Here is a 24,857-nt window from a genome sequence, read left to right as displayed (position 1 = left end):
TGACACACCTTTACTTGTGCAGTTTGAAAACAGGCAGGATAATCCGGCATTTCGAACAAAGGCGGCCATAGCCACCCACGTCTCTAGGTTATCATTTTACCAATCTGCCTCCCATCCGACAAATCACGGTTTCAAGTTGCTCGCCCCATGTTTGTCCGAGCTGATGAGAGACAGATGGAAATCCTGCTTCCATCCCCATTCAGCCCTTTCCTCTAAAAAGAGGGGCTCAACCGTGTTACGCTATGCGGCCTTTTGGCCTGCTTTTCCATATCGAAACAAATGCGTCAACGAAAAACATCCCCTCCGGCTCGTCCAGAGAGGATGCGACGCGTTGTCATTGATAAATATGCACAAACGGCTCATCTGCTTTCGCCTGGCGCACGATGAGGCTTTCCGGCTGGCCGGCCGAGGCGATGTAGACATTGACGGTGATGTAGTCCGGGAATTTTTCCATCACCAAGCCGGTCACGTATTGGGTAAAGCCGATCACTTCCGCTTTGCCGTAAAACGGCATCGTAATGTTGATCGTTAACTTTTGAAGCTGGTCGTTGACGTACAACCCTCTGCCGACGATGCCGGTGTAGTTCGGGAAAAAGTCTTCAACGTCTGATTTAAAATTATTGAATTTGAGCCAGTCATCACGATGGTTCTCTTCCGCCTCATTGGATGGGAATAAATAATATTCCTCGTTCACCGCCTCCCAATCATCGATCGTGCTGTCCCCCCCATCGACATGGGCGACGGCGAAAAAGTGGCCTGGAACAACAGATGAGCGGGGCGCTTGTTTGTACAGGGCGATCGTGATCGGCACGTTCCCAAGCCCTTTCATGCTCCGCATCCGTTTCAGCACCTCGGTGGCAATCCGCTTTCCTTCCCGTTCGATGACATCGTCTTTGATTTTGATCTCGCGCGGATAGCCTTGTTCGGTTGAATAATAGTGGACGGAGTTTAACGCCAGGCCGATAGCGATGCCACCGAGCTTTACTTTGTCGTTGTCAACTTTGACCAAATAATCCTGCTCCAAAATGCTTGCCAAATACATCGGGCTTTGTTTGTTTTTTTGTTCATTTGTTCCTGTGTCGCTGATCGGTGGGTTTAAGCCGAGATTGTCTTCCGGCTTCACTTTCTCTTCCTTCAGCTGGCGAGTCGTCTTCTTGCGAGCGAGCCATTTTCCGACTGTCTCGCTGTCTAAATATTGCCCCTCTTGGAACAAGTACTCATCTGCTGGAAACTGCTCGGTGGCGAGGCGCATAAGCCCCGTCTCAAATTCGTCGACATCAAGGCGCGTATTTAAATCGTTGACGACCTCCCCACGGGCCCCGGACGGTTTGAACGGAAGGATAACGCGGTAATACGAGTCGGCAATGTTGTATTTCGGGATGACGGCTTGTTGCTGTTTGCTGCCTTTGTCTTGCACGACTTCCTCGCTTTTGTCAAACTTCGGCGCACACGCAGACAACAAACAGATCGAAGCGAGGCCGACAGCAACCAACCGCTTTCGGGCCCGATTCGTCCAACGGCAAGCAACCAAACTGCGAAGTGTTGAGATTCGTTTCATCGTTTCCCCCTGCTGATCTCTTGCAAAAATCGTGATTCATCCCAAATCTCAATGCCAAGCTGTTGGGCTTTTTCCAACTTCGACCCGGCATCTTCGCCGGCGATGACGATGTCCGTGCTGCGGCTGACGCTGCCGGTGACGCGCCCGCCGAGCCGTTCAATCTCTTCTTTTGCCTCATTGCGCGACATCGACGCGAGTTTGCCGGTCAAGACGACCGCTTTGCCGGCGAAGGCGGAGTCAACAGGCGCTTCAGCCGCCCGTTTCGGCCCTTTGTATGTCATGTTGACGCCGTAAAGCCGCAGCTCATTCAACAGCTCGGCCGCTTCTGGCTGGGAAAAGAAGGCGATGATCGAGTCCGCCATTTTCTCGCCAATTTCCGGCACGGCCATCAATTCCTCTTTCGTCGCTTTCTCGAGCCGCTCCATCGTTTCAAAATGCTCAGCCAAAAGTTGGGCAGCTTTCGCTCCCACGTAGCGGATGCCAAGACCGAACAGCAACCGCTCGAGCGAGTTTTGCTTCGATGCCTCAATCGCTGCAAGCAAGTTGGCTGCTGACTTTTCGCCCATCCGTTCCAAACTGATGAGCTGTTCTTTCGTCAATCGGTACAAATCGGCGACATCGTGGACGAGGCCGGCGTTAAACAGTTGGGTGATGACTTTTTCACCCAACCCTTCAATGTTCATCGCCGCCCGCGACGCGAAGTGGATGAGCCGTTCGCGCAGCTGGGCCGGGCATTTCGGATTCAGGCAGCGAAGCGCCACTTCTCCATCCAAGCGGACGAGTTCGCTTTCGCATTCCGGGCAGTGCGTCGGCATCGCAAACGGCGTTTCGTCCCCGTTGCGCCGGTCGACGACGACGCCGACGACTTCCGGGATGATGTCGCCCGCTTTTTTGATAATGACCGCATCGCCGATGCGAATGTCTTTCTCGCGGATAAAGTCTTCGTTGTGAAGGGTGGCGCGCTGCACGGTCGTGCCGGCGACGCGGACCGGCTCGAGAATCGCCGTCGGAGTGACGACGCCGGTGCGCCCGACGTTGACCTCAATGCCGATGAGCGTCGTCACCACTTCTTCAGCCGGGAATTTGTAGGCGATCGCCCAGCGCGGACTTTTTGCCGTGACGCCAAGCTGCCGCTGTTGGACAAACGAATCGACTTTAATGACAATGCCGTCGATCTCGTACGGCAGCTGCGGCCGTTTTTCGTGCCACTCGTTGATGAAGGCGATCACCTCATCAATGTTGGCGCAGCGCCGCCGCTCTGGATTCACTTTAAACCCGAGCGCCTGTAAGTAGTCGAGCGCCTCGCTGTGCGACTCAATGCCAAGCTCTTCGGCATTGGCCAAGCCGTAGACGAACAAATCGAGCTGGCGCGACGCCGCCACTTTCGGATCGAGCTGGCGAAGCGAGCCGGCCGCGGCGTTGCGCGGATTGGCAAACAGCTCTTCGCCCCGGGCTTTTCGCTCCTCATTCAAGCGCAAAAACGATGCTTTCGGCATAAACGCCTCGCCGCGCGCCTCGAGCGACACCGGCTCTTTCAGACGAAGCGGCAGCGAGCGGATCGTTTTTAAATTTTCCGTAATGTCCTCGCCGGTCGTTCCGTCGCCGCGCGTCGCTCCTTGAACGAAATAGCCGTCTTCATAGCGGACAGAAACGGCAAGTCCGTCAATTTTCAATTCGCACACGTACGCCGCTTGGCCGACTTCTTGGCGGACGCGGCGGTCAAAATCGCGCAAATCCCCTTCGTCAAACGCGTTTGCGAGACTCATCATGGGAACAACATGCGTCACTTTGCGAAACGCCTCAAGCGGAGGGCCGCCGATGCGCTGGGTCGGCGAGTCGCTCGTTTTCAATTCCGGATACTGTTCCTCGATGGCCATCAACTCTTGCATGAGCCGGTCATACTCGGCGTCCGGGACGGACGGCCGGTCGAGCACGTAATATTCGTAGCCATAGCGGTTCAATAGTTCGCGCAGCTCGGCCGCGCGCCGTTCAGCTTGTTGGCAGTCCATACGTTCACCCGTTCTCCTTTCTATACTTTCTCAATCGGCGCAAATTTAGCGAGCAGACGTTTAATGCCGATGGGGCTCGGGAAGGCGATATCGAGTTCTTGATCGTCGCCTTCGCCGCGAACGCTGACAACCGTGCCCACTCCCCATTTCCGGTGGTTCGCCCGGTCGCCGACTTTCCACGCCCCGACGGCGCTGCCTGCCCGCAAGCGAGCGGGCGCTAGGCGGGAAACAGACGGTTTTCCGCGCGAAACCGTCTCCAGCAAATGCGCGGGAATCTCATCTAAAAAGCGCGACGGCCGGTTCATTTGGATGTTGCCAAACAGCGTCCGCATTTGTGCGTTCGTTAACACGAGCTCTTCCTCAGCTCGGGTGATGCCGACATACGCCAGCCGCCGCTCTTCTTCCATTTCATCCTCATTCTCCAGTGAACGAAGATGCGGAAAAATCCCTTCTTCCATGCCAATCAAAAATACGACCGGAAACTCAAGCCCTTTGGCGGCGTGCAGCGTCATCAAGACGACGGCATCGCCCTCGGCCGCCTGATCCGTCCCATTCAGCTCGTCCAAATCAGAAATGAGCGCCAAGTCGGTTAAAAAGGCGACGAGCGATTTATCATCGCTTACGTTTTCGAAATGCTTCGTCACTGACAAAAACTCGTCCAAGTTCTCAAGTCGGCTTTGCGCTTCAATCGTCCGCTCCGCCTTGAGCATCTCGCGGTAGCCCGATTTGTCGAGCACCTCTTCCACAAGTTCCGTCACCGAAACGTATTCTTGCAGCTGCGTCCATTGCTCAAGCTGTCCGCGGAACGCCGCAAGCGCCCCGGCCGTCTTCGCGCTGAAGCCGATCATCTCCAGCTCGCCGAGCGCTTCAAACAAGGACAGCTCATGCTCGGCCGCATAGCGGACCAATTTGTCGATCGTAGAGGCACCGATGCCGCGCTTTGGCACGTTGATGATGCGAAGCAAGCTCAAATCGTCATCGGGGTTGGCGATGACGCGCAAGTAAGCGAGAATGTCTTTAATTTCTTTCCGGTCATAGAACTTTAAACCGCCGACGATTTGGTACGGAATGTTCGCTTTTAAAAACATTTCCTCGATGACGCGCGACTGGGCGTTCGTCCGGTAAAGCACGGCAAAATCGCGGTAGCGGCGCTCCCCACGCTCAACCGCCTCTTGAATGCGGCGGGCGACAAATTGGGCTTCATCCGCTTCGTTCATCGCTTCATAATAAATGATGGGCTTCCCTTCCGGGTTTTCCGTCCACAACCGCTTTGGCTTTCGATTGACGTTATGCGCAATGACTTCATTTGCTGCCTGCAAAATGCGTTTCGTCGAGCGGTAGTTTTGTTCAAGCAAAATGACTTTCGCGTTCGGGTAGTCGCGCTCAAACGACAATATGTTGCGAATGTCCGCCCCGCGCCACCGGTAAATCGACTGGTCGGCATCGCCGACGGCGCAAATATTTTGAAACCGCTCCGCGAGCTTTTTCACCAGCGTATATTGAGCGCGGTTCGTATCTTGGTACTCGTCGATATGAATGTACTGAAACTTATACTGGTAATATTGAAGCACATCCGGCACGCGGTCAAACAAGTGGATCGTCGTCATGATCAAATCGTCGAAATCGAGCGAGTGGTTGCGGAGAAGGCGCTGTTGATACTCTTGATACACGTCGGCGACGATCTTTTCGTAGTACGTCGATGCCCGCTTCGCAAATTGCTCCGGCGTGATCAAATCGTTTTTTGCACCGCTGATCGTCGCTAAAATCGTCCGCGGCTCAACTTTTTTTGGATCGATATTTTTGTCTTTCAAAATCGCTTTGATAACCGAAAGTTGATCCGTCGGGTCAAGGATGGAAAAATTGCGATTGATGCCGATGCGGTCAATATCGCGGCGCAACATGCGGACGCACATCGAATGGAACGTCGAAATCCACACCTCTTCTGCCGCCCCGCCTAAGAGCGCCTGCACCCGCTCTTTCATCTCGCGCGCCGCTTTATTCGTAAACGTAATGGCTAAAATATTCCACGGTGCCACCTGTTTTTCCGCCATCAAATAGGCGATCCGGTGCGTCAGCACGCGCGTTTTTCCGCTGCCTGCTCCCGCCATAATAAGCAAAGGGCCTTCCGTCGTCTTCACAGCTTCTTGCTGCTCTTTGTTTAAATGCACAAGCAGCTTTTCCGATAAAAAATTCATCATGTCCACCACCAATAAAACATATGTTCTATTTTCCGTCATTGCTGCTGCGTTGACCAGCCATCTGCTTCACCGCCGCCACCGTCGCCAATGCCTGTTCGAACGCGTCGTAAATCGCGTTGCCGACGACCACCGTATCGGCATAACGCGCCATATGCTCTGCCTGCTCGAACGTTGTGATGCCGCCGCCATAAAACAGTTGCGTCCGATCCAGCACTTGTTTCACTTTTTTCACTAAAGACGGATCGCCATAAGCGCCGCTATACTCAAGATAAAAAATCGGCAGCCTGTACAAATGCTCAGCCAAACGAGCGTAGGCTACAACATCGTCAACACCGAGCTCCGTGTCGGCTTCCGTCAGCTTGGCGGCTTTGCATTCTGGATTTAAAATGCAGTAACCTTCTGCGACAATCTCGTCCCAGTTCATCACATCACCATATTGTGTCACGGCCTCGTGATGGCGGCCGACGATCCACTCCGTCCGCCCGCTGTTTAACACGATTGGAATGAAATACACGTCAAACCCCGGCGTCAACGCTTCAACGTCGGTGACTTCGAGCGCGCATGGCACGGAAAAACGGCGGATGCGAGCCAATAAATCAAGCACGTTGTCGATCGTCACCCCGTCGGTCCCGCCGACGATGACGGCATCCGTTCCCGATTCGCAAAGGCGCTCAAGACGCTCGTCATCAATCGGTTTATTCGGGTCGAGTTTAAACACATGGCGCCAAGCGCGAATCTCCTCCATAGCGGTAACCCTCCACTCATTTCTCCATTGTTCCATTATAACAAATCCGCAAAAAGAAAAGGAGTTCCTTTGCAAATGGAAGGAATCTCCTTGCCGCGTCAGTCTGTGACCGTTTCGTTGGCTTCTTTCTCTTCTTGCTGTTGCTCCTCTTTAATGCGATCGAGCGCCATGGCGTAAGCGTCATTGCCGTAGTTGAGGCAGCGCTTGACGCGCGAAATTGTCGCCGTGCTCGCCCCAGTTTCCGTTTCGATTTTATGGTACGTATATCCTTCGCGAAGCATGCGGGCGACCTCAAGCCGCTGGGCGAGCGCCTGGATTTCATTCACGGTGCATAAATCATCGAAAAAACGGTAACACTCTTCTAAATCGCGCAGCGACAAAATCGCTTTAAACAGTTGATCCAACTCTCTGCCGCGCAGTTTGTCGATTTGCATAGCTGTTTCCTCCTTGCTTTTGACGCCAAAAATGTGGTAGTCGGCAGCCGTTTTCCAACTGCCGGCCGATGTGTCGATCCACGGCTCCTCCTGCCTTGCAGCAGACAAAGCAGGCGGTTCGCTATTTCCATTGAACGATCGCCAATTCTGGCACGATATTGATCCACGTTTTTCCCGGCACGAATCCGATCGGAGCCCCGTTATGGTACGGCAACAGCCGGCCGTCGACATTTTTCCATTCGATCGGCTGCATGACACCGCCCTGCAGCAAGTACCCCTTGCCGCCAGAAGCAAGGTCGATGTCGCGCCGCCCATGGCTGTCGATCACTTGATGGCGGGCGGCGATGATCATGACGTTTTGCACAACAACGGGCTTACGCGTATCGTCATCGATTGTTTGCTCACCGCCGCTGTACCGGTAATACCCTTTTTGTTCAGGAACATATTTGTATTCGACATGGGCATAAACTCGGTGCGAATAGGCGATGCGCACTGTCTCTACTTTCTCGCCGCTTGGTTCGTCGGCGCGAAACGATAGAGGCGCGACTTCATCCGTCCAGGCATATCCGTTTTGTTCCGCCCCTTTTTCAATGTTGGCAAACGTAATGTACGAGTTGTGCGGCGCCTTGCGGAACGAGACGCGCTGAAACAGCGTGCCGTCGTAAAACAATCCGTTCAAATAGTCGATTCCGCCCCCCTCAAGCCGCGCTTTCGCCTCTGGACTCCAGCCGTGGCATACATACAGGGCATGGTAGCCTTCGCTCAAATCGATATAGTAATCTCGCGCGCTTCTCACCGGTCCGACCCGCTCCGGCAATTCGCTTTGGTACAACGCCAAAAAACGGGTGATATCGCCCTCGGCGAGCACCTCATACACGATGTCCGCCGCACCGAGCCCTGATTGCGGCCGCGCCTTCGGATGGTTGTTGATCATGACCCCGACAACCCGTTGGTCGATATTTCCTTTCGCCGGCAGCCCCGTCAGCGGAAACGTTTGTTTTTCCTCCACTGAAGGCCTGGACGGCTGCTCCTGCCGAGGAGTCGGTTTGGCCGGCTCGGCCTGTTTCGGCTCGCTTTTGGCCGTGCAGCCGCCTAACAACAAGGCCGCGCAGCTGATGAAAAACAGCCAACGTTTCAATGGACACACAACCTTTTTCTTTTTTATTTTACCGCATTATTGAAGGAAAGAGTACCATTTTGTGCATCACATCATAAATCCCGCGCTGTGTGACGCGCACATACGGCAGATGGGTGGACTGCAAAAAAAGCAACGAATACACCGGGTCTTCGAAACGATACCCGCGCTCGCGCAACAAACGGACGAACGTTTTTTCTTCGTTCATCAGTTCGTTCATCTCCACAGGGGACATCATGCCTCCCAAAGGAAGCGGAAGTTCAAACAAAATCTCCCCCTCCTCGGCAAGGACAATGCCGCCGCCGATCTCGTTCATCCGCTGGAAGGCGAGCAGCATATCTTCCTTATGTTTGCCGATCAAAATCAAATCTCCGGTGTTTGAGTAGGAACTCGCCAACCCGCCAAGCGATGATGCAAACCCTTTCAACATCGTATTGACACGCCAGCGGCCGTTTCGGTCAAACAAAGCCAAAAAGCATTCATCATGGTCATGACTTAAACGATCGCGCGACGTATCGATCGATACGGAATACGGCTTTAAAATGACGGCGTTTTCCATGCGCAACCCCATCGGCATCGAAAATTGTAAATCATCCCAGTCAAGCCCCCATGACAACGACAGAGGCCGAATGCCAAAATGACTCCATTCCGGCTCCGGCCATAGAGACGGCGCTTCTCCATCGCGCTTCACCCATTCGCCCTTGGCCAGCACTTGCGCCGGCATCGGGTCATGAGCCGAGCGCAAAAAGTTGATATGAGCGATGCGGCCGGTGGTGATGCTGCCGTGAAGATGCTCGATGCCGTAGTGGCGGGCGGCGTTGATCGTCGCCATCGCATAAGCATCGATCACCGGCACGCCGTGCTCCATCGCGATGCGGATGAGCCGGTCAATCACTCCATCTTCATAAAATGATGGCGGCGATCCGTCCGTTGTGAACAAACATTTGTCATAATGCCGGACGCCGAGCGCTTTCATTTCCTCAAGCAGCACCGGCAAATCCGGGCGGATCGATGAATGGCGGAGCGTAACGGTATAGCCGTGAGAAAGGCGCATATACACTTCCTTTCCCGTCATCGCCTCATGATCGCCATCCGCACCAAAGAGCGCCATTTTGACAAGCGTTTTTTCCGACGCACCGGGAAAATGCCCTTCAATTTTGCGGCGGCGCCGATGCGCTTCTTGCATCCAATACAAAATGATGTCGTCGCCGCTCGCCACTTTCGGCCATGAGGTCAACTCACCGCCTTGAAGCACCACCTCTTGGTCAAGCCAGCGCTTGATCCGGGCATTGGACACTTGCTCCTCTTCGCGCTCAAGCTCCGTTTGCCCATCAAACCGGCACCACCAATACATCGATGTTGGAAGCGCATTCATTCCTTGCAAAAAGAAAAACGCCTCTTCATCATCGAGCTGCAAAAGCAAAAACAAGTTGTCATTGAGGAGCGTGGTTGTCCCGTGCGCCGCTGCATAACGGGCAAACGAATGGGGATTATATAATTGAAATGGATGCACATGCGGCTCAATGTATCCTGGAACGAGCACGTACCCACGGCAGTCGACGATCTCACATGCCTCGTCGACACGATCGGGGAACCGCTCGCCGGCATACACGATGCGATCGCCATGTATCCATATATTTCCCTTTACCCATTCACGAAAATACGAATGCAAATACGTTGCGTTCACTAATACTTTCGTCGGCGATTGCTTGCCATCGATGATGGCTGCTTGTTCCCGCAGCTCACTGCCTTTCCATCGGTAACGTTGTTCGCCCATAGCCATCCCGCCCCTTGTTTCCTAATCGTTCCATACAACCATTTTAACGCACAAAAGCGACTTTCACAATAAAAAATAATCAGGAGGGGACAGACCGATGGCGAATATTGGAATTTTGAACGCATTCATTCGCATCACGGTTGGACTGACTGTCATCGCTTGGGCCACCGCCCGCCTCGCGCGCCGGCCATGGTGCACATCCTATTTATGGGCCGCTTTGCTTGGGGCGATGAAAGTCGGAGAAGGGATCACCCGTTTTTGTCCGATGACCGCCCTGTTTGACAATATGCAGCGTCGGCAGCTACTTGAAGAGGAAAAGGAAGCGGTCGTCAATCCGACATGAGGGAGGACATCCGTCCGACGTTTCGCACTGCTTTTGCCGATGTCTTCCATTCCACCGTCATTCGGTAAAATGTTTCACATCATAAGCAATACGTGCTGCTACGTATCGAAGCGGCCGATGAAGAGTGCCAACTGTCAACGAAAGAGAAGAAAGCAACATGATCCGCGGTTTAGCATGATGGACTAGCCAAACATCATCAAAAAAGGTGTCCCGCCGTGCGGGGACACCTTCCACTGCAAAGGAGTGAACCACCATGCTGCTCGAGTATATGACCGATATGTCGTTTGTGTTGGCCGCGTTAATCGGCGGCATTATCGCCCTTTCGTACGTGTATATACGGCGGAGGCGCGTTCGATAGCGCGCCGGCCGATGTCGCGCCGGTAAAATAAGCCGTCGCAGTCGATCGCCGCCAACTGCTCGTACGCTTTTTCCTTCGCTTTTGCGAGCGTCTCCCCTTTGGCCGCCAACAGAAGAACGCGCCCGCCATTCGTATACCATGCGCCATCTTCCCGTTTCGTGCCAGCATGGAACAACAGCGCGTCAGGGGAGATTCGGTCCAACCCGCGGATTTCGGCCCCGCGCACGTAAGCTCCGGGATAGCCTTTAGCCGCCAGCACGACACCGAGCACCGCCTCATCCGTCCACTCGAGCGCCAGCTCTTTTCCTTCCATCACCGCCAAGATCGCCTCAATCAAATCAGTTTTCAAGCGCGGCAACACCACTTGCGCCTCAGGATCGCCGAAGCGGGCGTTAAATTCGATCACTTTCGGCCCATTTGCCGTGGCCATCAATCCAGCGTACAGCACGCCAAGAAACGGCCGTCCTTCCGCCGCCAAGGCTTTCGCCGCCGGCTGCAAAATCGTCTCCAGCGCCGCTTCCACCGTCTCCACTGGGATTTGCGGCACCGGTGAGTACGCTCCCATGCCGCCGGTGTTCGGCCCTTCGTCTCCGTCATGCGCCCGCTTATGGTCTTGGGCGATGGCGAGCGGATAGACTTTCTCGCCGTTGACAAACGCCATAAACGAAAATTCTTCTCCTTCCAAGTACTCCTCAATGACGACTTGGCTCCCGGCCGCGCCAAATTGGCCGTCGACAAGCGCCGCTTTCGCCGCGGCAAGCGCTTCTTCCACCGTTTGGGCGACAGTGACGCCTTTGCCAGCGGCCAACCCGTCCGCTTTTATGACGATCGGCGCGCCTTTTTGTTCAATGTAGGCTTTCGCCTCTTCATACGACGTAAAGGTCGCATGGTCCGCCGTTGGGATACTGTATTTCTTCATTAGTTCTTTGGCGAACGCCTTGCTTCCTTCAATGAGCGCCGCGGCTTGGCTCGGGCCGAAAACGCGAAGCCCTTCCGCCGTAAAGCGATCGACGATGCCGGCAGCAAGCGGCGCTTCCGGCCCGACGATCGTCAAATCGATCGCCTGTTGTTTCGCAAACTGCACCAATGCCTCCATGTCGAGCTCATCGATATCGACCAACTCCGCCACGTCCGCCATGCCCGGGTTGCCTGGCGCCGCATACAGCTTGCCAACAAGCGGGCTTTGCGCCGCTTTCCAAGCGATGGCGTGCTCGCGCCCGCCTCGTCCGATGACCAGTACATTCATCGTCTCCCTCTCCTTTGCCACGCTTAATGTTTAAAGTGGCGCACGCCGGTGAAGACCATGGCGATGCCGTATTCATCCGCCTTGCGGATCGATTCCGCGTCGCGAATCGATCCGCCCGGCTGAATGATGGCCGTAATGCCGGCTTTCGCCGCCGCCTCGACCGTATCGTCCATCGGGAAGAACGCATCGGACGCCAACACGGCGCCAACCGACTGTTCTCCGGCTTGTTCAATCGCAATTTTGGCCGCGCCGACCCGGTTCATTTGCCCGGCTCCAACGCCAACGGTCATGCCGTTTTTCGCCAGCACGATGGCGTTCGATTTGACGTGTTTCACCACTTTCCAAGCAAACCGAAGCTGTTCGCGCTCGGCCTCAGTCGGCTCGCGCTTCGTGACGACGTTCCACTCAGCGTCCTCGAGAGGGTACGTATCGGCGTCTTGAACGAGCAAGCCGCCGTTGACGGACACAAGCGTTTTTTCTTGGACGCTCGGCGCGGTGAAGTCAAGCGTCAACAGACGGATGTTTTTCTTTTTCGTCAAAATGGCAAGCGCCTCATCGCTGAATGACGGGGCGATGACGATTTCCAAAAAGATATCGTGCATCCGTTCGGCTGTTTCTTTGTCCACTTCACGGTTAACCGCAATAATGCCGCCGAAAATCGACACTGGGTCCGCCTCGTACGCTTTCGTAAACGCCTCAAGCAACGTCGCGCCGACGCCGACGCCGCACGGGTTCATATGTTTGATCGCCGCCACAGCCGGCTCTTGAAATTCGCGAATCAAGTTGATCGCCGCGTTGGCGTCGTTAATGTTGTTGTACGACAGCTCTTTGCCGTGCAGCTGCGCCGCTTTGGCAATCGAGAACGCCGCGCCGAGCGGTTTGGCGTAAAACGCCGCCGATTGATGCGGATTTTCGCCATAGCGCAACGATTGTTTTTTCGTATACGTAACGGTGAGCGTTTCCGGATAGTCCTCCCCGGTGAGGTTGGTCAAATACTCGGCAATCATCGCATCATACGCCGCCGTATGGCGGAACGCTTTCGCCGCAAGCTTTTGCCGCGTCTTTGCTTGGATCGAACCGGTGGTTTTCAGCTCTTCGATCACCATCGGATAGTCGGCCGGATCGACGACAATCGCAACGTCAGCGTAGTTTTTCGCCGCCGCCCGCACCATCGTCGGGCCGCCGATATCGATGTTTTCAATCGCCTCCGCGAGCGTCACGTCCGGTTTGGCGATCGTTTGTTGGAACGGATACAAGTTGGCGACGACCAAATCGATCGGGCGAATGCCATGCTCTGCGAGCGCTGCTTGGTGGCGCTCATCGTTGCGCACTGCCAAAATGCCGCCGTGAATGGCCGGATGCAGCGTTTTGACGCGCCCATCCAAAATTTCTGGAAAGCCGGTGACATCGGAAATCGAAATGACCGGAACACCGGCTTCTTCAAGCGCTCGTTTCGTCCCACCGGTCGAAATGATTTCGACGCCAAGTTCAGCCAGCTGCTTCGCAAACGGAATGATGCCTTCCTTATTGGACACGCTGATCAATGCTCGTTTTACTGCCATCATTCTCGATCCTTTCTTCTTGTTGTTCCTTTTCCGACAGCAACATGCGCAACACCACCGGGTACAGCTCATGTTCGACTTGATGGATGCGATCCTCCAGCGCCTCGATCGGCTCTCCCGGCACGACCGGAACAACGCGCTGGGCAATGACTGGCCCGGTATCCATCCCCTCATCGACGTAATGAACGGTGACGCCCGTTTCACGGACGCCAGCCCGATACGCCTGGCCGATCGCATCTTTTCCCGGAAACGCCGGCAACAGCGACGGATGGATGTTGACGATTTTCCCCTCATAAGCCGAAAGCAACGTCGGCCCGATCAACCGCATATAGCCGGCGAGCGCAATCCAGTCGATGCGGCGCTCCTTCAGCTCGCGCAAAATCTCGCCTTCAAACGCTGCTTTCGACGGGTAATCTTTCGGCGAAAACACAAAGGTCGGCACGTTTTCGCGCGCCGCTCGTTCGATCACTTTCGCCTCCGGGCGGTCGCAAACAAGGAGAGCGATCTCCGCCGGCAAATCGCCGCGCTTCGCCGCGTCGACGATCGCTTGAAAGTTCGTGCCGCCCCCAGACGCAAAGACCGCCAGCCGCTTCATGCCCGGCCCCCTCCAGCAAACGACACGCCCGCTCCTTCGATGACTTCGCCGATGATGTACGCCGGTTCGCCTCGTTCCGAAAGCCACTCAACAAGAGGCGCCGCCGTGTCCGGACTGACAGCGAGCACAAGACCGATGCCCATATTAAAGACGGAAAACATCTCTTCTTCCTGAAGGCTGCCCTTTTCACGCAAAAAGTCAAAAATCGGCAAAATCGGCCATGAACCGAGCTGAATGCGCGCGCCAATTCTTGGCGGCAGCATGCGCGGAATGTTTTCGATAAATCCGCCGCCGGTAATATGCGCCATCCCTTTGATCGTAAACCGCTCGCGCACGGAGCGCAACAGTTTCGCATAAATGCGCGTCGGCTTCAATAACTCCTCGCCGAGCGGAACATCAAGCGGCTCGTAAATCTTATCAAGCGACAATTTCGCCTGTTCAAACACGATGCGGCGCACAAGCGAATAGCCGTTGCTGTGAAGGCCGCTTGATGGCAACCCGACAAGCGCATCGCCCGCTTGAATCGTCTCTCCGGTCACAAGCTGCTCTTTTTCGGCAATGCCGACGGCAAACCCAGCCAAATCATACTCATTTTCATCATACATTCCCGGCATTTCCGCCGTCTCCCCACCGATCAGAGCGCAGCCGGCCTCGACGCAGCCGTCAGCCACCCCTTTGACAATGGCGGCGATTTTCTCCGGCACCGCCTTGCCGCAAGCGATATAATCAAGGAAAAAGAGCGGATCCGCCCCTTGCACCGTGATGTCGTTGACGCACATCGCCACGCAGTCGATGCCGATCGTATCATGCCGGTCCAGCAAAAACGCGAGTTTCAGCTTCGTCCCAACGCCATCCGTGCCGGACACAAGCACCGGCTGGCGGTAGTTGAGCGCCGATAGATCAAACAGGCCGCCAAACCCGCCAAGCCCGCCCAGCACTTCGGGACGCATCGTTTTTTGCACGTGCTCTTTCATGAGGGCGACAGCCTGATAACCGGCCTCGATGTCAACCCCTGCTTGTTTGTATGCCTTTGCCACGTCAGCTTCCTCCTTTTCGTCACCCATCGCGCTCTAGAAGGTTGGTGATTGAATGAGAAATGGCAACATCACCGAACTTAAGGACTCGCTATGTCGATTTCACCATCATTCTAGGCGACGCTCTGGCCGGGCGACGCTTCTTTCCTAGAAATGCGCTCACCGTCCTGGCCGGCGGCAGCCGCCCACTTTCAGCGCATCGTTCATTTCGCTGTCAGGCAAGGACGAGCCGCTTGGTCGAGGCGGGTTGGATATTGGCCAGTGAAGCACGCCAAACATTGCCCACGCTGCGGCGAGACGTCCGGGCGCCCGATAGCCTCAAGCATCCCTTCCTGGCTGATAAAGGCAAGGGAGTCAGCGCCAATCAAGCGCCGCATCTCTTCAACAGTGTGATTCGCCGCGATCAATTCTTCCTTTGACGAGGTATCAATGCCGTAAAAGCAAGGATGGGTGATCGGCGGCGCGCTGATGCGCACGTGCACCTCAACCGCGCCTGCTTCGCGGAGCATCGAGACGATGCGCCGGCTCGTCGTCCCGCGCACGATCGAATCATCCACCATCACAACCCGTTTGCCGGCCACAACCCCGCGCACCGGCGACAGCTTCATTTTCACTCCTTGCTCACGCAACGCCTGCGACGGCTGGATGAATGTCCGGCCGACATAGCGGTTTTTAATGAGCCCTAATTCGTACGGAATGCCGCTCGCTTCCGCATAGCCAATGGCGACGGAAATGCTCGAGTCGGGAACGCCGGTGACGATGTCGGCCTCCGCCGGCGCCTCGAGCGCTAGGCGTTTCCCTAGGTTTTTTCGAGCGGTATGGACGTTGATGCCATCGACATGGCTGTCTGGACGAGCGAAATAAATATATTCCATGCTGCAAATGGACCGAGGTTGCTCGGGAGCAAACCGTTCCGAGCGCACCCCTTCCCCGCTGATGATGAGCAATTCCCCAGGCGCCACTTCCCGCTCGTACGTGGCGCCGATGACGTCAAACGCGCACGTTTCCGACGCCACGACATACGCCGAACCGAGCCGGCCGACCGACAGCGGCCGAAACCCGTGCGGATCAAGCGCCGCATAGAGCGCCTCTTCCGTCAGCAGCAAAAACGCAAACGCCCCTTCAATTTGGCGAAGTGCTTCTGTCACTTGCCCGACAAATGTCGGCGCTTGGCTGCGGCGGATGAGATGGGCGAACACTTCCGTATCCGATGTCGTCTGAAAAATGCTTCCTTGCCCTTCAAGCGCGAGCTTCAACTCGATGGCGTTTGTCAAGTTGCCGTTATGGGCCAACGCCATCGCGCCGGTTTGCGAGCGAAACAAGAGCGGCTGAACGTTTTCATAGCCGCCCCCGCCCGCCGTCGAATAGCGGACATGGCCGATGGCCGCCGACCCTCGGAGCACCTCGAGCGTGCCGCTTTGAAACACATCCGTCACCAGCCCAAGCCCTTTATGGCCGTGCAACTTCCCACTTTGCGCGACAACGATGCCGGCCCCTTCCTGCCCACGGTGCTGTAGGCTGTGAAGCCCGTAGTATGTGAGCCGGGCGGCGTCTTCATGCCCCCAAATGCCGAAAATGCCGCACTCCTCGTTCAATCCTTTGATTTCAGCAAGCATGGAATAGCCCCTTTCCAGACGTTTCGCATCTTGGCAACGGAAAGGTGAATGAGCGTCTCACCGTGCTCCCCGTTCACTACCAATGCGCCGTCGTCTGTCACTTTGCCGATTTGTTTCGCTTCAACCAGTTGCTCAAACGCCTCTTTTTGCTCTTTTTTCACCGAGACAACAAAGCGTGATTGCGTTTCGCTGAACAGTTCGCTCGTCGCGTCGCCGCTGATCGTTACGTTCGCGCCAAGCCCGTCGGCGCCCATCAGGCACTCCGCCAAAGCCACCGCCAGCCCGCCTTCAGCGACATCATGCGCTGACGCCACCACCCCCGCGCGGATCGCCGCAAGCAGCTGGCGCTGGCGGCTTGCTTCCACCTCTAAGTCGATCTCCGGTGCTTTTCCGAAAATGCGGCCTTCCAGCCATTTTTGCAGCTCGCTGCCGCCAAACTCCGGCTTCGCCTCGCCGATCACGTAAATGAGGTCGCCCGCTTGCTTAAACGACTGAGTCGTAATATGGGAAAGATCGTCAATGAGGCCGACCATGCCGACGACCGGCGTCGGATACACCGCCTCGCCGTTCGTTTCATTATACAGCGAGACGTTGCCGCTCACGACCGGCGTCTCGAGCGCCCGGCACGCTTCGCTCATTCCGTTGACCGCTTTTTCGAGTTGCCAGAAGATCTCCGGCTTTTCCGGGCTGCCAAAGTTGAGGCAGTCAGTAATGGCGAGCGGCTTCGCTCCGGAGCAGACGACATTGCGCGCCGCCTCGGCGACCGCGATTTTCCCGCCCGTTTCCGGATCCAAATACAAGTAGCGCGAGTTGCAATCCGTCGTCAGCGCAAGCGCCTTGTTCGTGCCGCGGATGCGCACGACCGCCGCGTCCGACCCCGGAGCGACGACCGTGTTCGTCCGAACCATGTAGTCGTACTGGTCGTACACCCACTCTTTGCTGGCAATCGTCGGCTGGGCGAGCAGCCCGAGCAATGTTTGATTGTAGTCTTCGATGTGCGGAATATACGGCGGCATCGCTTGAAACTTGCGGTAATAGGCAGGCTCTTTCGACGGTTTATGATACACCGGCGCGTCTTTCGCCAAGGCGTCCACCGGAATTTCCGCCGCCACCTCGCCGCGGAAGTACAAGCGAAGCATTTTGTCAGCGGTCACTTTGCCGATCGCTTTCGCTTCGAGACCGTATTTGGCAAAAATCGCGGCGATTTCGTCTTCACAACCTTGCTTGACGACAAGCAGCATCCGTTCCTGCGATTCGGACAGCATCATTTCGTACGGCGTCATGCCTGCCTCACGCTGCGGGACGAGATCCAAATTCATTTCGATACCAAATCCGCCTTTGCTCGCCATCTCGGCGGATGAACTTGTGAGTCCTGCCGCTCCCATATCTTGAATGCCGACTAACGCATCGGACTTGACCGCCTCAAGACACGCTTCCAGCAGCAATTTCTCCATAAACGGGTCGCCGACTTGCACGGCCGGACGCTTTGCTTCCGACTGTTCGCTCAACTCTTCCGAAGCAAACGTCGCCCCGTGGATGCCGTCGCGGCCCGTTTTCGCCCCGACGTACATGACCGTGTTGCCGACCCCGGTCGCCACGCCACGCTGAATGTCCTCATGGCGAATGATCCCGACGCACATGGCGTTGACCAATGGGTTGCCTTCATACGCCGGGTCGAACTGCACCTCGCCGCCGACGGTCGGGATACCGACGCAGTTGCCGTACCCGGCAATGCCGGCGACGACATGCTCAAACAAATATTTGACGCGCGGCGACGTCAATTCGCCAAATCGAAGCGAGTTCAGCAGCGCGATCGGCCGCGCCCCCATTGAAAAGACGTCGCGGATGATGCCGCCGACCCCAGTCGCCGCTCCTTGGTACGGCTCGATCGCTGACGGGTGATTATGGCTTTCGATTTTAAACGCCACCGCCAGCCCGTCGCCGATATCGACAATGCCCGCGCCCTCGCCGGGCCCTTGCAGCACGTGCGGGCCATCCGTTGGGAATGTTTTTAACACCGGCTTCGAGTTTTTGTAGCTGCAATGCTCCGACCACATGACGGCAAAAATGCCGGTTTCCGTGTAGTTCGGCAGTCTCCCTAAAATCGCTTCAATGCGCGCAAACTCTTCATCTGTTAATCCCATCTCACGGTACAACTTTTGTTCTTTGATCATCGCCGCGCTCGGCTCAAGCAGTAACGACATGCGTCTCCCTCCAATAGTTGACGATCGATCGGAATAGTTTCAATCCATCCGCGCTGCCGAGCAAGGCGTCGACCGCCCGCTCCGGATGCGGCATCATGCCGAGCACATTGCCCCGTTCATTGACGATGCCGGCAATATCCGCCAAGCTGCCGTTCGGATTTTCTCCATGGTAACGGAACACGATTTGCCGGTTCTCGACAAGGCGCTCAAGCGTCTGTTCATCGCAATAATAATTCCCTTCACCATGGGCGATCGGGATCGTAACGACTTCGCCTTTTTCGTAGGCAGACGTAAACATTGTCTCATTGTTTTCCACCGTCAGCCGCACCGGACGGCAGATGAATTTCAGCCCTTGGTTGCGGCGCATCGCCCCAGGAAGCAAGCCGGCTTCGAGCAAAATTTGAAACCCGTTGCACACCCCAAGCACTGGTTTCCCCGCTTCGGCAGCTTTTTTTACGGCCGTCATCACCTTGGAGAAACGGGCAATGGCTCCGGAACGCAAGTAATCGCCGTATGAAAACCCGCCTGGAAGCAAAATGGCGTCAAAACGGTCTAGATTGTCCTCATCATGCCAAACGTATTCGACCTCTTCGCCAAGTTCATCGGCGATCGCATGATACATATCGACATCGCAATTCGACCCCGGAAACACAACGACGGCAAACTTCATCGGGCGACGGCCTCCTCGATTTCATAGCGGTAATCTTCAATCACCGGGTTGGCAAGCAGTTTTTCGCACATCTCGCGGACGAGCTCGTTGATGTCGCGGCCGCTCTCTTCAATAACGAGCTCCATAAACTTCCCGATTCGTACATCTTTCACTTCCGTATACGATAAGCTGTGCAGCGCCCCTTTTACAGCGGTCCCTTGCGGATCCAACACACTCTCGCGCAACGTGACATACACTTTTACTTTGTACATGCCGATTCTCCCCCTAACCGTTGTAAAATGACTTCGTACGCATCCGTCAAACTGCCCAAGTCGCGGCGGAACACGTCTTTGTCGAGCTTTTCGTTCGTCTTTGCGTCCCATAGCCGGCACGTGTCCGGTGAAATCTCATCCGCCAAGAGGATGGCTCCGTCTGTCGTACGGCCGAACTCAAGCTTAAAATCAATCAATCTCACGTTCCGCTCGGCAAAATGGAGGCGCAACACGTCATTCACCGCAAGCGCGGCCTGCTTCAGCGCGGCGACTTCCTCGCGGCCAGCAAGTTTTAAAATGAAGATATGATCTTCCAACAGCAACGGGTCGCCAAGGTCGTCATTTTTGTAATAAAACTCAACAAGCGGCGCCTCAAGCGATGTCCCTTCCTCTAGACCGATCCGCTTGGCTAAACTTCCCGCCACCACATTGCGGACAACGACTTCAAGCGGGATGATCGTCACGCGCCGAACCAATTGTTCCGTTGGCGACAGCTTTTCAATAAAATGATTGGCAATGCCTGCTTCGCGCAGCTTCAAAAACAACAAGCTGGAAATCTCGTTATTGAGCCGCCCCTTGCCGGCGATCGTCGCCTTTTTTTCGCCGTTAAACGCCGTTGCGCTGTCTTTGTACTCGACCCAAAGCACATCTGGCTCGTCAGTCGCGTAAATTTTTTTTGCTTTCCCTTCATATAACAGCTGTTGTTTCGTCGGCACGATCAACGCCTCCATTTATCCAGAAGATTGAAAATCTTTTGTATAGCCGGCCGGCTTCGACCAGCCGGCAGCCGCTCACTCCAACCCTAAGCGGGTAAAAATTGTATCGACATGTTTCAAATGATGGCGATAATCAAAGCAATCATCGAGCTCCTCTTTCGTCAGCCGGCTCATGATCCGCTCATCTGCTTCAAGAAGCGAGCGGAACGGCACTTGTCTCTCCCACGCTTCCATCGCTTTCGGCTGCACCAAATCGTACGCCTCCTCGCGCGTCATCCCCTTGTCGATCAAGGCGAGCAAGACGCGCTGCGAATAAATGAGCCCGAACGTGCGCTCCATATTTTTTTTCATGTTTTCCGGGTACACAAGCAAATGTTTCACGATCGTAGCGAATCGGTTCAACATATAGTTCAACGCAATCGTCGCATCCGGCAAAATGATGCGTTCCGCCGACGAATGGGAAATGTCGCGTTCATGCCAAAGCGGCACGTTTTCGTACGCCGTCACCATATAGCCGCGAATGACGCGCGCCATGCCGGTCATGTTTTCCGAACCGATCGGATTGCGCTTATGCGGCATCGCTGATGAGCCTTTTTGCCCTTTGGCGAAAAACTCTTCGACTTCACGCACTTCACTTTTTTGCAAGCCGCGAATCTCGACGGCGAACTTTTCGATCGATGTCGCAATTAAGGCCAATGTCGCCATATAGTAGGCGTGGCGGTCGCGCTGCAGCGTCTGCGTCGAAATCGGCGCCGGCGTCAAGCCGAGCTTTTCACACACATACTGCTCCACAAACGGATCCACGTTGGCATACGTGCCGACTGCGCCGGAAATTTTCCCCACTTCCACCATCTTGGCTGCTTGTTCAAACCGCTCCAAATTCCGCACCATCTCCGCATACCAAAGCGCCAGCTTCAGCCCGAACGTCGTCGGTTCGGCATGAACGCCGTGCGTACGCCCCATCATGACCGTGTATTTATGTTCACGCGCTTTCTCTTTCAGCACTTGAATGAAGTTTTCCAAATCGCGCCGCAAAATCGCGTTCGCCTGTTTCAACAGGTAACCTAACGCCGTATCGACGACATCGGTCGAGGTGAGACCATAATGCACCCATTTTCGTTCTTCCCCAAGCGTCTCAGAAACGGCGCGGGTGAAGGCGACGACATCATGGCGCGTTTCTTCTTCAATTTCTTTAATGCGGTTGACGTCAAACGACGCGTTTTCACGCAGGCGGCGGACATCTTCTTTTGGGATGACGCCAAGCTCGGCCCACGCCTCGCACGCGAGCAATTCCACCTCAAGCCATGCCTTAAAGCGGTTTTCCTCGGTCCAAATCGCTCCCATTTCCGGTCTTGTGTAACGTTCAATCATCCTCGTTCCAGCCTCCGATCATGCCAAATTTGCCACGATTCGATTCGCGCCAGCGCCCCCTCGACATCGTCTGCCAGCACCGTCACATGCCCCATTTTCCGCTTCGGCTTCGCTTCGTGTTTGCCGTATAGATGGACGTAAACCGCCCGGTCGAACGAACCGATATGCCGAATGACCGGCTCGACGTGCTCGCCTAAAATATTGACCATCACCGCCGGCTTCAACAATTCGGTCGATCCGAGCGGCCAGTTGCAGACGGCGCGGATGTGCTGGGCAAACTGCGACGTCGCGCATGCATTGATTGTATAATGTCCGGAGTTGTGCGGTCTAGGGGCCAGCTCATTAATATAAATATCCCCGTCCGCAGTCAAAAACATTTCCACCGCCAGCGTCCCAACGAGCGAAAACGATGCGGCCAACACTTCCGCGTAGCGAATGGCCCGCTCTTGCACGCTTTCCGGAATTCGGGCCGGAACGATCGTTTGATGCAAAATATTCTCGATATGAATATTTTCCGCCACTGGAAAAACAGCCGTCTCACCATCGAGGTTGCGGGCGACAATGACCGACATTTCCTTCACAAACGGCACCCAGCCTTCCAAAATGCATGGGCCAAGCCGAAGCAAATCAGCCGCTTTGGCTAGATCGCCTTCGCCGCGCAGCACATATTGCCCTTTGCCATCATAGCCGCCGCGCCGCGTTTTCAAGACGCACGGGAACCCGATCGTCTGAACGACCTGTTCAAGCTCCTCCGCTCTATTCACTTCGACATAGGGCGCCACTGGCAAGCCGGCATCAACGATCGCCGCTTTCTCCAGCGCCCGGTCTTGCGTCACCGCAAGCAGGCGGCTTCCTTGCGGGACATAGGCGTTTGCCTCCAGCCACTTAAGCGCTCGTGCATCGATATTTTCAAATTCGTACGTAATGACATCGCTCACGCGCGAAAGTTCCGCCATAGCGTCCAAATCATGATACGCCGCCGTCATTTCGATATCAGCCACTTGCCCGCACGGGGAATCAGGCGTCGGGTCGAGCACGGCAATGCGAAAGCCCATCTCACGCGCCGCCAAAGCCATCATCCGCCCAAGCTGCCCGCCGCCGATGATGCCGATCGTCTGCCCAGGAACGATCCGCCGCTTAGTCAAGTTGATCACTGCTTTCTACGATTTGTTTTCGAATGGCTTCCCGCCGCGCTTTGAGCGCCTCCATATAGCGCGGCTCAAGCAACCCAAGAATCGATGCGGCGAGCAGTCCAGCGTTGGTCGCCCCCGCCTTGCCGATCGCCACCGTCGCTACCGGCACCCCGCCTGGCATTTGCACAATCGACAATAACGAGTCAAGTCCATTCAATGCTTTTGACTGCACCGGCACTCCAATCACCGGCAGCGTCGTTTTCGCCGCGATCATTCCCGGCAAGTGAGCCGCCCCGCCAGCTCCGGCAATGATCACCCGAATGCCGCGCTCTTCAGCCGTTTCCGCATACCGAAACATCTCATCCGGCGTCCGGTGCGCCGATACGACTTTTTTCTCAAACGGAACGCCCAATTCCTCCAAAATGGCGCAAGCATGTTTCATCGTTTCCCAATCCGAATGGCTTCCCATGATCACCCCAACGAGCGGGCTCATACCGTTTCACTCCTTTTGCTAGCACAACAAAACCCAGAACATGCATTCCCGTCCGTAAACGAGGGAAAGCATCGTTCTGGGCTTTGACAGTTGCTGATCAAAAAAAAGCCAAAACCGATCCTTTCCCTCATAGTCCAATAATTTACGGTTATTGGGTAGAAACTTTTGGGCCATATTCCCAAAATTATATGAGGGATTTTCTCATACACTATGAAGTTACCTTTATAGTAGCAGGTTTTTTTTCGGTATGTCAAGGAAAAAATCGAACATTTAGTATTTCATAAAATTAAATGTTCGTGTTTTTTGAATCACCAAACGAAGAAGGCGGCATATGATGAATAAGTGGAGGAGGAGAGACACGATGGCCAAAGAAAACCCGTTTACGCCGTTTTCCGATTGGACAAAACATTGGCAGCAATTTTTCCAAAATGATTTTTGGGGAAGCATCCAGCCGTTGCTGCCGTCATCGAACAAGCCATCATCCGGTATGAACATCTACAAAAAAGACAACGAACTGCTCGTTGTCATCAGCCTCCCAGGGCTCGAAAAAATCGAAGATGCAGAAGTGTATGTATCATACAAAACGTTGGAAGTGAAAGCAACCATTAATCTAAACTTCAAGGGGTTTGAGCTAATGGAAGAAGGCATTTTCCAAGGCCCATTCCAAAAAACAATCCCACTGCCGTTCGCCGTCAAAGAGGACCGCATCGAAGCAACATACCATAACGGCCTGTTGTTCATCCATCTGCATCGACTTATCCCTGACGAGCCGAAAAAGAAAATTGTCATCAAAAAAAGTGAATAATCTCCCCACGAGTGCAAAAAAGGAGATACCTGCCTTTCCGAAAAAATAAAAAAAGAGGGTGTCCCATGCCGTACAGGACACCCTTACGCGAATTTCCGTTTCCTATCGCTTTTATGAAAAAGGGGGTCTAGGAAACGATGATCACGCTTTACATTTTGGGGGAGAGGATTAAAAATGGCGTCATTCAAAATGACTCATTGGAAATAGGCAAAAAAATGAGAGACCTATGCAGCTCCCTCATTTTTGCCTGCCTAGCAGCGACCTACTCTTGCAGGGGCGCTGGCCCCAACTACCATCGGCGCTGGAGGGCTTAACTTCCGTGTTCGGGATGGGAACGGGTGTTTCCCCTCCGCCATAGCCACTAGGCAAGCATTTTGATTTTGACATCATTTATTATACTTGAAAAATAAACAATGTCAAGAAGGAAATTCATTCCTTCAAAACTAGATAACCGTCGGAAGAAGCCGCAAGCCTGCGCTTTTCGTTGTCCAGCTCCGGCTCGCCGCCGCTTTTCTTGTTGTCCAGTTCCAGCGCCTAGCTCTCTTCTGCCAAATAACCTTCCCCTCGGGGTGCAAGCACCCCTGCGGGTGAAGAACATTTGGCA

General features: G+C 55.0%; 22 protein-coding genes, 1 rRNA gene and 1 riboswitch. Of the genes, 3 read left to right on the top strand and 20 right to left on the bottom strand.

The window, feature by feature from the left end:
- Positions 1–334: 334 nt before the first annotated feature.
- From BJQ97_RS01895 to BJQ97_RS01865, 7 genes are all read right to left on the bottom strand, one after another.
- On the bottom strand, positions 335–1,558 hold the full coding sequence (locus BJQ97_RS01895) for a CamS family sex pheromone protein (protein ID WP_160155289.1): 1,224 nt from the start codon (positions 1,556–1,558) through the stop codon (positions 335–337).
- Positions 1,555–3,567, bottom strand: a complete 2,013-nt coding sequence (gene ligA, locus BJQ97_RS01890; RefSeq protein WP_160155288.1) for an NAD-dependent DNA ligase LigA — start codon at positions 3,565–3,567, stop codon at positions 1,555–1,557. The genes BJQ97_RS01895 and ligA overlap by 4 nt, the downstream gene beginning before the upstream one ends.
- 20 nt (positions 3,568–3,587) lie before the next feature.
- Entirely contained in the window at positions 3,588–5,762 is a 2,175-nt protein-coding gene (gene pcrA / locus BJQ97_RS01885; RefSeq protein WP_160155287.1) for a DNA helicase PcrA, read from the bottom strand.
- 28 nt (positions 5,763–5,790) lie between these two features.
- Complete coding sequence (pcrB, locus tag BJQ97_RS01880; protein ID WP_160155286.1) at positions 5,791–6,510, bottom strand: heptaprenylglyceryl phosphate synthase; 720 nt, start codon at positions 6,508–6,510, stop codon at positions 5,791–5,793.
- Between the two features lie 98 nt (positions 6,511–6,608).
- A complete protein-coding gene (locus BJQ97_RS01875) occupies positions 6,609–6,944 on the bottom strand; it encodes a YerC/YecD family TrpR-related protein (RefSeq protein WP_160155285.1) in 336 nt (111 codons plus the stop codon).
- Positions 6,945–7,065: 121 nt separating this feature from the next.
- Entirely contained in the window at positions 7,066–8,082 is a 1,017-nt protein-coding gene (locus tag BJQ97_RS01870; protein ID WP_201451649.1) for a DUF3048 domain-containing protein, read from the bottom strand.
- A 28-nt stretch (positions 8,083–8,110) separates the two neighbouring features.
- Positions 8,111–9,856, bottom strand: a complete 1,746-nt coding sequence (locus BJQ97_RS01865) for an adenine deaminase C-terminal domain-containing protein (RefSeq protein WP_160155283.1) — start codon at positions 9,854–9,856, stop codon at positions 8,111–8,113.
- Positions 9,857–9,953: 97 nt separating this feature from the next.
- Between BJQ97_RS01865 and BJQ97_RS01860 the strand changes: the two genes are divergently transcribed.
- Together BJQ97_RS01860 and BJQ97_RS18015 are read left to right on the top strand one after the other, a co-directional pair.
- A complete protein-coding gene (locus BJQ97_RS01860; RefSeq protein WP_160155282.1) occupies positions 9,954–10,199 on the top strand; it encodes a YgaP family membrane protein in 246 nt (81 codons plus the stop codon).
- Between the two features lie 253 nt (positions 10,200–10,452).
- Positions 10,453–10,557: an EYxxD motif small membrane protein gene (locus tag BJQ97_RS18015; protein ID WP_328717854.1), complete on the top strand. Its 105-nt coding sequence runs from the start codon at positions 10,453–10,455 to the stop codon at positions 10,555–10,557.
- Here the strand turns inward: BJQ97_RS18015 and purD are convergent.
- From purD to purE, 12 genes are all read right to left on the bottom strand, one after another.
- Complete coding sequence (gene purD, locus BJQ97_RS01855; RefSeq protein ID WP_160155281.1) at positions 10,511–11,803, bottom strand: phosphoribosylamine--glycine ligase; 1,293 nt, start codon at positions 11,801–11,803, stop codon at positions 10,511–10,513. The two genes, BJQ97_RS18015 and purD, sit on opposite strands and share 47 nt — an antisense overlap.
- A 23-nt stretch (positions 11,804–11,826) precedes the next feature.
- Entirely contained in the window at positions 11,827–13,365 is a 1,539-nt protein-coding gene (gene purH / locus BJQ97_RS01850; RefSeq protein WP_160155280.1) for a bifunctional phosphoribosylaminoimidazolecarboxamide formyltransferase/IMP cyclohydrolase, read from the bottom strand.
- Positions 13,328–13,960, bottom strand: coding sequence for a phosphoribosylglycinamide formyltransferase (gene purN / locus BJQ97_RS01845; protein ID WP_160155279.1), 633 nt, complete (start codon positions 13,958–13,960; stop codon positions 13,328–13,330). Before purN ends, purH begins: the two co-directional genes overlap by 38 nt.
- Positions 13,957–14,997, bottom strand: a complete 1,041-nt coding sequence (gene purM, locus BJQ97_RS01840; RefSeq protein ID WP_160155278.1) for a phosphoribosylformylglycinamidine cyclo-ligase — start codon at positions 14,995–14,997, stop codon at positions 13,957–13,959. Before purM ends, purN begins: the two co-directional genes overlap by 4 nt.
- Before the next feature lie 200 nt (positions 14,998–15,197).
- Entirely contained in the window at positions 15,198–16,610 is a 1,413-nt protein-coding gene (gene purF / locus BJQ97_RS01835) for an amidophosphoribosyltransferase (protein ID WP_160155277.1), read from the bottom strand.
- A complete protein-coding gene (gene purL / locus BJQ97_RS01830; protein WP_160155276.1) occupies positions 16,586–18,814 on the bottom strand; it encodes a phosphoribosylformylglycinamidine synthase subunit PurL in 2,229 nt (742 codons plus the stop codon). Before purL ends, purF begins: the two co-directional genes overlap by 25 nt.
- Entirely contained in the window at positions 18,798–19,484 is a 687-nt protein-coding gene (purQ, locus tag BJQ97_RS01825) for a phosphoribosylformylglycinamidine synthase subunit PurQ (RefSeq protein ID WP_160155275.1), read from the bottom strand. Before purQ ends, purL begins: the two co-directional genes overlap by 17 nt.
- Positions 19,481–19,735 (bottom strand): phosphoribosylformylglycinamidine synthase subunit PurS, encoded by a 255-nt coding sequence (gene purS, locus BJQ97_RS01820; protein WP_013144128.1) that lies wholly within the window; start codon positions 19,733–19,735, stop codon positions 19,481–19,483. The genes purQ and purS overlap by 4 nt, the downstream gene beginning before the upstream one ends.
- Positions 19,723–20,466 carry a phosphoribosylaminoimidazolesuccinocarboxamide synthase gene (gene purC / locus BJQ97_RS01815; protein ID WP_160155274.1) on the bottom strand — a complete coding sequence of 248 codons (744 nt, stop codon included), beginning with the start codon at positions 20,464–20,466 and terminating at the stop codon, positions 19,723–19,725. Before purC ends, purS begins: the two co-directional genes overlap by 13 nt.
- Before the next feature lie 60 nt (positions 20,467–20,526).
- A complete protein-coding gene (purB, locus tag BJQ97_RS01810) occupies positions 20,527–21,822 on the bottom strand; it encodes an adenylosuccinate lyase (protein ID WP_160155273.1) in 1,296 nt (431 codons plus the stop codon).
- On the bottom strand, positions 21,819–22,967 hold the full coding sequence (gene purK, locus BJQ97_RS01805; protein WP_160155272.1) for a 5-(carboxyamino)imidazole ribonucleotide synthase: 1,149 nt from the start codon (positions 22,965–22,967) through the stop codon (positions 21,819–21,821). Before purK ends, purB begins: the two co-directional genes overlap by 4 nt.
- Positions 22,960–23,448 (bottom strand): 5-(carboxyamino)imidazole ribonucleotide mutase, encoded by a 489-nt coding sequence (gene purE, locus BJQ97_RS01800; protein ID WP_044732454.1) that lies wholly within the window; start codon positions 23,446–23,448, stop codon positions 22,960–22,962. The genes purK and purE overlap by 8 nt, the downstream gene beginning before the upstream one ends.
- Positions 23,449–23,558: 110 nt before the next feature.
- A riboswitch (purine riboswitch) is annotated at positions 23,559–23,660 on the bottom strand.
- A 149-nt stretch (positions 23,661–23,809) separates the two neighbouring features.
- Here purE and BJQ97_RS01795 point away from each other — a divergent pair.
- Positions 23,810–24,253: an Hsp20/alpha crystallin family protein gene (locus BJQ97_RS01795; RefSeq protein ID WP_160155271.1), complete on the top strand. Its 444-nt coding sequence runs from the start codon at positions 23,810–23,812 to the stop codon at positions 24,251–24,253.
- A gap of 249 nt (positions 24,254–24,502) precedes the next feature.
- On the opposite strand, the gene rrf is transcribed toward BJQ97_RS01795, so the two are convergent.
- Positions 24,503–24,619, bottom strand: a 5S ribosomal RNA gene (rrf, locus tag BJQ97_RS01790).
- Positions 24,620–24,857: the final 238 nt, after the last annotated feature.

It is taken from the genome of Geobacillus sp. TFV-3, from assembly GCF_009901865.1.
GTDB classification, from domain to species: domain Bacteria; phylum Bacillota; class Bacilli; order Bacillales; family Anoxybacillaceae; genus Geobacillus; species Geobacillus thermoleovorans_A.
The sequence above is the reverse complement of the archived record's forward strand: the minus strand, read 5'-3'. Positions and strand labels throughout refer to the sequence as shown.